Annotated in this window: 5 protein-coding genes, 2 rRNA genes and 1 pseudogene; 3 read left to right on the forward strand and 5 right to left on the reverse strand. The window is 63.3% G+C overall.

The window, feature by feature from the left end:
* From ACY65G_RS30430 to ACY65G_RS30440, 3 genes are all read left to right on the forward strand, one after another.
* A 23S ribosomal RNA gene (locus ACY65G_RS30430) occupies positions 1-96 on the forward strand; the annotation flags it as partial.
* 144 nt (positions 97-240) lie between these two features.
* A 5S ribosomal RNA gene (gene rrf / locus ACY65G_RS30435) occupies positions 241-353 on the forward strand.
* 502 nt (positions 354-855) lie between these two features.
* The gene (locus ACY65G_RS30440) at positions 856-2,556 is read left to right on the forward strand and encodes a hypothetical protein (RefSeq protein WP_465001013.1); all 1,701 of its coding nucleotides are present in this window, start codon (positions 856-858) and stop codon (positions 2,554-2,556) included.
* A gap of 158 nt (positions 2,557-2,714) precedes the next feature.
* Here ACY65G_RS30440 and ACY65G_RS30445 read toward each other — a convergent pair whose 3' ends face one another.
* From ACY65G_RS30445 to ACY65G_RS30465, 5 genes and pseudogenes are all read right to left on the reverse strand, one after another.
* Complete coding sequence (locus tag ACY65G_RS30445; RefSeq protein ID WP_465001014.1) at positions 2,715-3,863, reverse strand: VWA domain-containing protein; 1,149 nt, start codon at positions 3,861-3,863, stop codon at positions 2,715-2,717.
* Positions 3,853-6,141, reverse strand: a pseudogene (locus ACY65G_RS30450) (DUF5682 family protein). Before ACY65G_RS30450 ends, ACY65G_RS30445 begins: the two are co-directional and overlap by 11 nt.
* A 12-nt stretch (positions 6,142-6,153) precedes the next feature.
* On the reverse strand, positions 6,154-7,245 hold the full coding sequence (locus tag ACY65G_RS30455; RefSeq protein WP_465001015.1) for an ATP-binding protein: 1,092 nt from the start codon (positions 7,243-7,245) through the stop codon (positions 6,154-6,156).
* Positions 7,242-8,837, reverse strand: a complete 1,596-nt coding sequence (locus ACY65G_RS30460; RefSeq protein ID WP_465001016.1) for a DUF5691 domain-containing protein — start codon at positions 8,835-8,837, stop codon at positions 7,242-7,244. The genes ACY65G_RS30455 and ACY65G_RS30460 overlap by 4 nt, the downstream gene beginning before the upstream one ends.
* Complete coding sequence (locus ACY65G_RS30465) at positions 8,834-10,171, reverse strand: SWIM zinc finger family protein (RefSeq protein ID WP_465001017.1); 1,338 nt, start codon at positions 10,169-10,171, stop codon at positions 8,834-8,836. Before ACY65G_RS30465 ends, ACY65G_RS30460 begins: the two co-directional genes overlap by 4 nt.
* Positions 10,172-10,759 lie beyond the last annotated feature (588 nt).

Below are 10,759 nucleotides of genomic sequence, written 5' to 3' on the forward strand. Positions count from 1 at the left end.
AAGGGTCGTTCGAGACCAGGACGTTGATAGGTCAGGTGTGGAAGTGCAGTAATGCATTAAGCTAACTGATACTAATTGCCCGTACGGCTTGTCCCTATAACCTTGACGGTTATGAATCACTAATGATTCCTTGCATTTACTCTTTGATGAGACGTAGTTGAACACTACAACCCAACTTTACTTCTTCCGGATTGAGATCGATTGCTGCTCCATTGAGAGCAATCGATCGTACAAGTCATGCCTGATGACCATAGCAAGTCGGTCCCACCCCTTCCCATCCCGAACAGGACCGTGAAACGACTTTGCGCCGATGATAGTGCTGCAACCAGTGTGAAAGTAGGTTATCGTCAGGCTGTTACATAGAAAAACCCCGCTAGCGTGTGCTGGCGGGGTTTTTTGCTTTGCAAGACCGCTTGAAGCCCACCGCAATGCTTGGCACTGCCAAGCCTTGCCTGGTGGGCTTTTTTCATTTGTCGCTCAAAAAACGGTGACGAAAAACGGTGACAGACACCGGTTTTCTGGAAATGTTTCAAATTAATTGGTGCCTGTCACCAGTTTTGAATTGGTGCCTGTCACCAGTTTTGATAACCGCCTGCCCCCCAGTTCTGGTCTGTACAGGTAACCCCGCTGGCGTGTACTGGCGGTTTTTCCACTTTGGGGCGCCACTTTGGCAGTAAGTTGCAAGCTGGGCTCGGCCCTGTATTTGCCCGGCGGGCCGCACCAGTCTCGCCACATTACCGATCTGCTGTCGTATTTTTGCCGCCGAGTCTTACTTTCCCGCAGATGATGTATAAGATCAATTTCACTGGTCTTATTTACGGTAAGCTCTGCTTTTTCCCGAACTGAGGAATCAGCATGGCCCGAAAACTCCTTGCCGCAGCCGCAGCTTTGGTTACCTCGTTTGCCTGCGCTGCAGAGTCCGCAATGAATGCATCAAGTGCAGGAGTGAAAGGTGCCCTGGAGTCTGAATCCATCGGACTGTTGTCTGCCGAAAGTATGCTTTTGCGTACCGGAAAATGCGGTGCTTGCACGGTGCCGAAGCAGGGGCTGTGGTATTTCGAAAACGACCTGATTGCCGTACCGGGCAAGGGCGAGGCAGTGTCGGGCTTTACCCAAGGGGTGGACAGAAAAAGCGATGTCGGCAATTGGGCTGCCGGGCCGGGGGCGGAAAAGCTGGCCTATCCATCGTTGGTCTGGATCGGGGCGCCAAATATCATCGAAGGGGCGGTCATGCTGCCAGGCGCCGGGCGTGTTCGCACCAATGCCGGCAGTGAACTCGACATCAAGCTCGTGCCGAAGATTTCAACGAACCTTTCCTACGCCAACGGCGCTACCGCCGATTATTTTGCAGGAAGCGAAGTGCGCATGCGAGGTGCAATCGAGAGCACGGGCGCCAAAGAGGTCTTCGTTGCCCGCACGATCTGGCCAAGCGACTTCGCTTTTGAACCAGCCAAACTGCAGAGCAAGCCACTTCGAGAGCCATCGGAGCTGGCTGCATTCGTGCGCGAACCGATCAAGCAGACACGCGGTATCGAAACGCGCCTGGTATGGGAACGTCATCCCGGCAAGGACCGCGATTGGAAACAGAAGCCCGTGCTGGGCTTCGTCCTGAACGGCGCCCAGGGCGATGACGATGAATCGCTGGGAGGGCATTTTGCTGTCGCTACCGGCCGTATCGGCGACCGTGGCGAATGGTCGGACTGGGCCGTCAACAATTTCTATAACCTGGATTCGGTCAGCGAAAAAGGCATCGTGGCGGCGACCCTCCCGATGGACAATTACCTGATGGACCTGAACAGTGGCCAGCAATATTACCGCCCATCCTGGATGCTGGTTGCGGTCCTGAACAACCAGCGCACGGCGGCCGCATTCCAGGGCGGCGTACAGCGCGTCTTCAACCAGCTCTATCGCCACGATTTCCAATACCGGCATGCCAGTGCGAACTGTGCCGGTATCAGTGTCGACGTATTCGATTCGCTCGGCTGGAAAATTCCAAAGCGCGGCCCAACAGCACCACTGAAATCGCTTGCGGCCTATGCGTATATCGCGACCAAGGATGGCAGCTTGCAGAGCGGCCGCAAGATCTACGACTATTTGAACGAGGAGCAAACGCGGCTTTTGCCGGCGGTGGCGTTCGAGGCCGCAGGGCTCGATCTGCTGCAGATCGTCGGTGCCAAAGGCGCACCGCGGACTTTAACCGCATACGAGCAGCAACTCAGGAGCGATATCGACGCTATCTTCCTGGTGCGGATTCCGCAAACGCCATCCAGCCGTGTCTTCGGCTCGGCGCCGGTATTCTCGTTCGACGAGTTCCAGTCGCGCGTTCCGGAAAACCAGGCCGACTGGAAAATCGTGCCAGTCGCACCACGCCCGTTCCCTGAAGCGCTACGCGATCCCTCCAGCGTGGCAGAGCCGGAACCGTCACCAATCCCGCTGCCCATCGCTGCCATCGGCGCCTGCGGCATATTCGGCGTGCTCCTCCTGTGGCGGCGCAGGGCGACGGTGAAAGCTGTCCGCAAGAAAGCTGTCCCGGTGCCGGAAGAACTGGTGCAATAACTTCCCTGTGACGAGCATCCGGAGGCGTCGACGAGTGGATGTTTTCGAGGGCACCAGCTGGATGCCCCTGCAATCAATGCCGAGCGGTATGTGCGCCATCTTTACGCGATACTGGCGCGGTATGCCGTGCCGAGGTGACAACAAACCCGTTCACGTAGTCACACGTGAACGATGCCCGCTTCCGCCGCCCACTGCTCCAGGCTGTTGCGCTTGATCGCCGCCGCCATCATGTCCGGGAACAGGTCGGGCGTGCAGGCAAAGCACGGCGCGCCCATTGCCACCAGTCGCGCCGCGTTGTGCTTGTCGTAGGAAGGCGCGCCCTGGTCATCCAGTGCCAGCAGCACGATGAACTGCACGCCACTGGCGATCATTGCCGCGGCGCGCTTGAGCATTTCGTCGTTGTGCCCGCCTTCGTACAAGTCGCTGATCAACACAAAGATCGTGTCCTTCGGCCGCTGGACCAGCCCCTGGCTATAGGCCAGCGCGCGGTTGATGTCGGTGCCACCGCCCAGCTGGGTGCCGAACAACACCTCGACCGGGTCCGACAACAGCGGCGTCAGGTCGACCACCGCGGTATCGAACACGACCACCGAGGTACTGACGGCCTTGATGCTGGCAAGCACCGCCGCGAACACGCTGGCATACACGACCGATGGCGCCATCGAACCGCTCTGGTCGATGCACAGCACGATGTCGCGCAGCGACTGGCCCTTGCGGCCGAAGCCGATGCGGGTTTCCGGAATGATGGTCTGGTAGTCCGGCTGATAGTGCTTCAGGTTGGCGCGGATGGTGCGGTTCCAGTCGATCTCGTTATGACGCGGCCGGCGGTTGCGTGTCGCCCGGGTCAGGCTGCCCGTCACGGCCTGGCGCAGTGGGCTGGCCAGTTTGCTTTCCAGTTCCCGAACCACTTTGCTCACCACCGAACGGGCCGTGCTGCGCGTCTTGTTCGGCATGATGCTGTTCAAGCTCAGCAAAGTGGCAACAAGGTGCACGTCGGCCTCGACGGCCTGCAGCATTTCGGGTTCGCACAGCATCTGATGCAGGCCGAGCCGGTCGAGCGCATCCTTTTGCATCACTTGCACGACAGTGGAAGGGAAGTATTGACGGATATCGCCCAGCCAGCGCGCCACGTTTGGCGCCGATGCGCCCAATCCGCCGCGAGGCGCACCCCGGTCGGCGCCATACAGCGCATCGAGCGCCCGGTCCATGGCGAGATCGGTCGCGGTCAGCGTCGTGTCGTCGGCAGCGCCGCCGAGCACGAGGCGCCAGCGGCGCACGGCTTCCGCCTGTTCGGGATCATTCGCCATGTACCACCTCCTGCGCCGCGGCGCCACCGAATATCGTTGCCAGTACCGGCAACACGCGCCGTGCGCGTTCCGGATCGATTGCATGCGCGCCGCCCGGGGGCGACGACGTTGCCAGCCTTGCCGACCTTGCCGGTCCGGTCATGCCGGCTTTCACCCGCCCGGCCAGCTGGCGCCGCTCCGGTGCCTGGAAACTGCCGAAGGTGCGCCGCAGCAGCGGCAGCAACTCGACGAAGGTCTCGGCCGGCAGCGACAGCACCCAATCATTGACGACATGCCAAAGCTCGTCGTTATGCACCAGCAGGGTACCGCTGCCCTGCAGGAAGCCTTCCAGCCACTGGGCGGCCGCCAGCGGCGCTACCGCGCGCGAACAGAGCAGGGCCAGGTGGCGCGAAGCCTCGTCCATCCGCCAATGACCCTGCTCGGCAAGAATGCGTACCGCGCGCCCGAACAGCAGGGGATGCGTGGCTTCGCTGCGGACGGCGGCTTCGAGCGCCGCGAACCAGGCCGCACCATGCTCGGCGTTCTGCAGGAGGCGGATCGCCGTGTCCCCCGCGATGAGCTGTGCCAGCAGCTGGGCCGCTGCCTCGTCGGCCAAGGCCCGCACGCCGAAAGGCAGTGCCACGCAGGCACGCGCCACCAGGCCGTCGACCACGCTGGTCAAGGCGGCTGTGTCCGTGCCTCGCACGCTCCCGTAGCGCAGCACGTTGGCCAACGGTGGCACGGCGGCCAGCAGGAACCCCAGGTCGGCTGTCAGCGCGCTGGCATCCGCGATGCGTTGCATGAGTGGCGCCACGGCCGCGCGCAGGTCGGCCAGCAGTACCTGTTCCATCAGGCCCGTCAACGCGACCAGGTCGGATGCCGCCGCGCCGCGGCTCACCGCGCACGCCGTGGCGGCATCTTCCAGCGTTGCCCCCCACACGCTGGCCTCGATCAGCCGGATCGCAAACTCGGGTTCCCACGCCAGGCGCCACAGTTCGTGGAAGGTACCGCTCTTGCCGCGCACGATCTGCCGGCTGCCCCAGGCAATGCCGAGCATCGCGAGCCGATGCAGCAGCACGCTTTTTTCCAGATGCGCGGGTTGCCGCAGGTCGAGGTCGATATCGACCTTATCGGCGCTCACCGCCATGCGCAGCCGTTTTTGCTGCGCCTGTACATCCTGGATCAAGGGCAGGGTGGGCACGGAAGCCGGCACTTCACCCAGGCGATCGTTGATCAGGAGTTCGCGCTGGATCAGCCGCAGCGGCAGGTCGCTGTCGTAGCAGAATACCGCGCGTACCGCTTCCATCAGTTCGTCCAGCCCGGCGCGCGGGCGCTCGCGCAGTGCGGCCAGCGTATCGGCCAGGCGCGCGGCCTCGATGATGTGCGCAGGCGATGCGTCCAGGTCGTGCCGGCGCAGCAGCGTGGCAACCCCGGTCAGCCAGTACAGGCTGGCCCCCTCGCGATGGTCCCATACATGCCGATACCAGCCCGGCGCCGCCACTCCGGCGCCATAGCCGCTGGCAAACGTGAGCCGGCCATAGCTCCACGGCGTCCAGGTGGCCGCGAGCTTTTCCTTCGGCAGGCCCTTGAGCAGGTCATTGTCGCTCTTCGCCGACGGCATGCGCGCCAGTGCCGGCACGTGCCAGGCACCGCATACCACCGCGATGCGCTGGCAACCCTGCTTTTCCGCGGCCCGGATCATGGTGCGCATATAGGCCTCGCGGCGAAGCTCGCGTACATCTTCCTGCGCGCCGATTTGTTCGCGCACGGCCGTCATCATTTCCGCGATCGCGGCGAACAGGTCGAGGCTGTCGGCCCGTTGCTCGACCAGATGGTCCCACCATGTCTCGGTGTCGCTGAAGCCCGCCGCCTCGGCCAGCTATGCCAGCGGATCGGCGCGCAGGCCGGGCGTGGTCTCGTCTCCGGCCGGCGTTTCGTCGATCACCGTGGCCGGATCGTCGGATTCGCCGTGACCTGGCGCGCCTGCCAGCCGATGGCTTTGCGGCAGGTCGCACCAGCGTACGGGGATGGCATGCGCGTTGGCATAGCGGATGGCCTGCCACTCCGGAGAGTACTCGGCAAACGGATAGAACACGGCACGCCGTGGCGTTGCGGGCGCATAGATCAGCAGGGCGCATGGAGGCTTCAGCTCCGCTTCGCCCACGTAGGGCAGCAGGGCATCCGCTTCGGGAGGGCCTTCGACCAGGATGCAGTCCGGTTGCAGCGCCTGCAACGCTTCGAGCAGGCTGCGCGCGCAGCCGGGGCCATGATGGCGAATGCCAAACAGGTGTACGGTCATCGCTTCGCGGCGTCAGGCCATGACTTCGCGGCAGGCGCGGTACAGGTCCTTCCAGCCATCGCGTTCCTTGACCACGGTCTCCAGGTATTCGAGCATCACCACGCGATCCTGGATGGGATCCTTGACGATCGCGCCGACCATGCCGGCGGCAAGGTCGGCGCCGCGCAGTACGCCATCGCCGAAGTGGGCGGCCAGCGACATGCCGTGGGTGATGACGGAAATCGCTTCGGCGGTGCTCATGCTCGCGCTGGGTGCCTTGATCTTCACCTTGCCATCGGCGGTGACGCCTTCGCGAAGTTCCCGGAAGACCGTGACGATACGGCGGACTTCCTCGAGCGCCGGCAATTCGCCAGGCAGTTCGAGCGCACGGCCCAGGCTGGCGACGCGTGTTTGCACGATGCGCACCTCATCGTCGGCAGTGCGCGGCGGCGGCAGCACGACCGTGTTGAAGCGTCGCTTCAGGGCGCTCGACAGTTCGTTGACACCGCGGTCGCGGTCATTCGCCGTGGCGATGATGTTGAAGCCCTTCTGTGCCTGCACTTCGTCGTCGAGTTCCGCGATCGGCAGCGTTTTCTCGGACAGGATCGTGATCAGGCTGTCCTGCACTTCGCCGGCGACCCGCGTGAGCTCTTCGACGCGCGCGATCTTCCCCTCGCGCATGGCGCGCATCACCGGGCTGGCCACGACCGCTTCCAGCGAAGGACCCTTCGACAGCAACTGTGCGTAGTTCCAGCCATAACGCACCGCTTCTTCGCCGGTGCCGGCGGTGCCTTGCACGACCAGGGTCGAGTCGCCGCTGATGGCGGCGGCCAGGTGCTCTGACACCCACGATTTCGCGGTGCCCGGCACACCCAGCAGCAGCAGGGCGCGGTCGGTTGCCAGGGTCGCGATGGCGATCTCGATCACGCGCGGGTTGCCGATGTACTTGGGGCTGATCTCGATGCCGTTGTCCAGCTTCCCGCCCAGCAGGTAAGTCGATACCGCCCAGGGGGACATCTTCCAGCGCGGCGGGCGCTGGCGCACATCGCAATCGATCAACGCTTCCAGTTCGTTCGCATACTGGGTCTCGGCGTGCTGGCGAAGGACGGTGCTAAGTGCGGTCATGCAGGCTCCTGGAATGAAAGGATCATCTCGTGGCGGAAACGCACGAGTTGGAAAAATCGGTCGACGGCGTCTTGCAGGCCGTAGGTGTCGTTTGCAAGGCCGGGCTCCCGGGGCATGGCTTCGAGGGTCGCGGCCGGATCGAGTACTGCCGCCAGTGCCGGCAGCGCGGCATGGAAGATCGCTTGCCGTTCCTTCAAGGCGTCCAGGCCGCCGAGCAGGCGTGGCGCGATGGCGCGTGACAGCTCCGCGGGCCACGGCTCCCGGGAGACCGTCGCCAGTTCATGCAGCAATTCCACCAGTGGCGCATCGCCGCCTTGCCAGGCCACGCGGCTTGCGCCGACCACATCGAGCACGATGGCATGCATGACCGGCGCCGGCAAGGCCGCATAGGCCCCGAACAAAGCTCGCGGGTTCCGGCAGGACACCGCGTCGTCGGCCTGCAGCCACATGCGGGTCCATGCGCCGAGCCACGCGAGCAGGCCAGGCGTGGGGCCGTGCGACAAGTGCAGTTGCAGGGCATTGGTCCAGCCGAGCAGCAATGCATGCTCGTACTCCGTGGCGGCACCCAGCACACGGCACTCGTCGGGTGACAGGCCATGCGACGCGGACCAGAGCGAAGGATCGATGGCGGAGAGCATATCCATCAGCCAGCCCGCTTTTTCGCCCAGGTCCGTGCGCCTGCTTTCGCCGACGCCATCGCGCACCATCGCGGCATCGCACTCGGCCGGCAGCGCGACGACCAGGCGCGTACCATGCAAGGCATCGCGCTCGAGCTGCAGCAACGGGGCCAGGCGTGCCAGCATGCGTTGCGACAGTTTCGAGCCCGGCAGGCGTGCAAGCAGGCGTTGCGCAGTCACGCGCACGGGTTTGCGCCGGTCGTCCAATGCCGCTTCGAGAAAGGCTTCGTCGGCCGCTGCCAGGCCGATGCCGAGACAGGGAATGAATGCAGTGCGGTTCTCGGGTGGTTCGGCAGGCCAGGAGGCTTCCAGCGCGGCGCGCGCGGCGTCCGGTTCCATGCTCCGCCAGGCCTCGAGTGCCGCGACACGCTGCTCCAGGGAGCCGTCGTGCCATGCCCGCTGCATCTCGTCCGCATCCGGTGCCCGGGTTGCCCAGGCCCATGTCGGCTTGAGCGCCGCCAGCCATTTGCCGCGCATGCCCAGCACCGGATGCATGCGGGCCCTGAGTCCGGGCTCGCGGGTGGCCAGTTCGAGCATGTTGGGCAGGAAGCGTTCGGGCAACCGGGCCGGCTTGCGGGCCAGCCTGTCCAGCCATTCGGTCTGCAAGGATGCCGCGTTGCCGCCTTCGAGCAAGTGTTTCAGGACCGATTCCGCACGCACCGGGCAGGCCGGCAGCGCTTCCTGCGCACTGGGCTGGCGCTGCCTGGCGGGCGCCGGCGGCGGCACATAACCCGCGCGCGACCACAGGTCGGCCGCACCTGTGGCAAGCCAGAGGCGGCGCTCGGGCGTGATGTCCGGTCCGTCGAAAGCCGTACTGGCGAAAGCGGCCAGCTCCGGTTCAAGCAGGTCCGCGGGGAGTGGGGCGCGGCTGGTGCCGACCATCAGCAGCTTGCGTAACGAAACTGGCGCCGTCATGTTCTGCAATCCGTTTCAAAGTTGATGAGACGTTCCCCTTGCCAGGCGCTCAGTGGCAACAGGCGGGCACCATCCCATTCGCCGCAGATGCTCAACGGATTTCCGCCGCTGAGCGCGAGCAAATGAAACGCATGCCGGAACGAGGAATGCAGCGTGACCAGTTGCCCGCCGGCGGTGCGTAATGCGCGTCGGTTTTCGCTGTCGGGAACGACGGTGCCGAGCATCATGGGGAAGCGGTCGAGGAAAGGCTGGACCGCCAGGGCGTTGGCGTATCCATCGAGTGCCGTGTCGAGTGCCGTCGGTGAGATGGTCGATGCGATCGGGCGCGTTGCCGACTGTTCCGCGATCAGCGCGCGCAGCGGCCACGCGCTCGGATAAAAGCACAGGGCGCCATCGAATTCGGTTCCTGCCACGAGTTGTGCGTCGAAGCCCTGGCCGCCAGCCGAATAGTGCAACAGCATTGCCCAGCGCCCGCTACCGGCGCCTCGCAGCCAGGTCGTGCGAGCGCGCACCCGGCCTTCGTCCTCCGTGTATTGGCCAAGTACCTGCCAGCAGTCGACGACCGGCGGCTCGGCCAGCACGGTTTCCTGGGGCGTGGTCCACCCGACGAGGGCGCGCACATCGGCCCGTAATGGCGCTGGCAGTGCGTCCTGCCGGGTGTGTGCCTCGCACAGCATGTACAGGGCGGCAAGCTCCGCGCCCAACTGGCGATCCCAATCGGCATTCGCCGACTGAAAACACAGGCCGGCCACGCGGCGCAGCCGGTTCCCGATAGCGCCGGCCTGGACATCGACCATGCGCGCTGCCATGCCTTCCCAGAAATCGGGCCCGCGTTCGCGCACAGTCGCAATACCGTTGCGGGCCAGGTCCTCGAGCCAGGTCTGCAGGTCGGCCAGGCCAGCGGCGATGTTCTTGCCACGCTTCTCCTCGCGCTTGCGTGCCTGCTCGGCAGCTGCGGCAACCGCTTCCGGTGAGCGATCGCTCGCTTTCTCATCCTTTTTTTCGCGGCGTGCTTTGCGGCCATCGAACCAGTCCGCCACCCACTGCGGCGCTTCGCCTTCGTTGAAGAGCGAAGGCTGGGCGGCACGCAGCAGATAGAGCCCCAAGCCATGTTTGCAGGGGAACTTGCGGCTTGGGCACGAACACTTGAAGGCGGGTTCGCCGATATCGATCTGGGTACGGTAGGGGAGCTTGCCGCTGCCCTGGCATTCACCCCATAGTGCGTTGCCGTTCAGGCCGAGCACAGCCCATTTCGCGGGAGCCGCGAGTTGCGACCCTGCTTTTGCAGAAGCGGCATCAGGGGCAAGCGCAAGGATCTGTTCGGATTTCAGCATGGAATGGCTGCACTGTTCTCCGCACGAGCGGAATCATTGATCGGTTCAGCAAAATGTTGTCGAAAGAATAGCCTTAATTCTATTGATGGAAAACCATTCCCCCATTGATGAGATGGATAAAAGAATCGATGGGGAAGTTCTTGCAGAGCTGTCGGAGCTTTGCTATAGTCCTGTCCCTCGCAGCAACGCGCTGACACGAAAGTGAAGCAAGCAAGTTGAAGCGGGGCAAAAAGAAGCTTGACGATTCGCACGAAACAAACGATAATCTTGCCTCTCTGCTGCTGACAAACACAACGATTTGTCGCCGGACGGAACGAAAGTTCACCGGATCCGCAGCAAGCCCGAAGTTGAAATACTTGGGCAGAATTCTTTAACAATCAACAGTCGATAAGTGTGGGCGTTTGATGCGATGTGCCTCCGGACTTCGGTCCGGAATGCTCAAAATATAGCAACAAACGCTCGCACAAGTAATAAACGTAATCATCTTCGGATGATTCGTCAGTATCTTGAGTGAGTGACCTCCGATAGCAGTATCGGAAAAACAGAGATTAAACTGAAGAGTTTGATCCTGGCTCAGATTGAACGCTG

Source organism: Pseudoduganella sp. jia 12 (assembly GCF_055502675.1).

Excerpts from the sequence above, each read along its gene's own strand:
- ACY65G_RS30455 (WP_465001015.1), bottom strand. The coding sequence starts at position 7,245 with ATGACCGCACTTAGCACCGTCCTTCGCCAGCACGCCGAGACCCAGTAT.
- ACY65G_RS30445 (WP_465001014.1), bottom strand. The coding sequence starts at position 3,863 with ATGGCGAATGATCCCGAACAGGCGGAAGCCGTGCGCCGCTGGCGCCTC.
- ACY65G_RS30465 (WP_465001017.1), bottom strand. The coding sequence starts at position 10,171 with ATGCTGAAATCCGAACAGATCCTTGCGCTTGCCCCTGATGCCGCTTCT.
- ACY65G_RS30440 (WP_465001013.1), top strand. The coding sequence starts at position 856 with ATGGCCCGAAAACTCCTTGCCGCAGCCGCAGCTTTGGTTACCTCGTTT.
- ACY65G_RS30460 (WP_465001016.1), bottom strand. The coding sequence starts at position 8,837 with ATGACGGCGCCAGTTTCGTTACGCAAGCTGCTGATGGTCGGCACCAGC.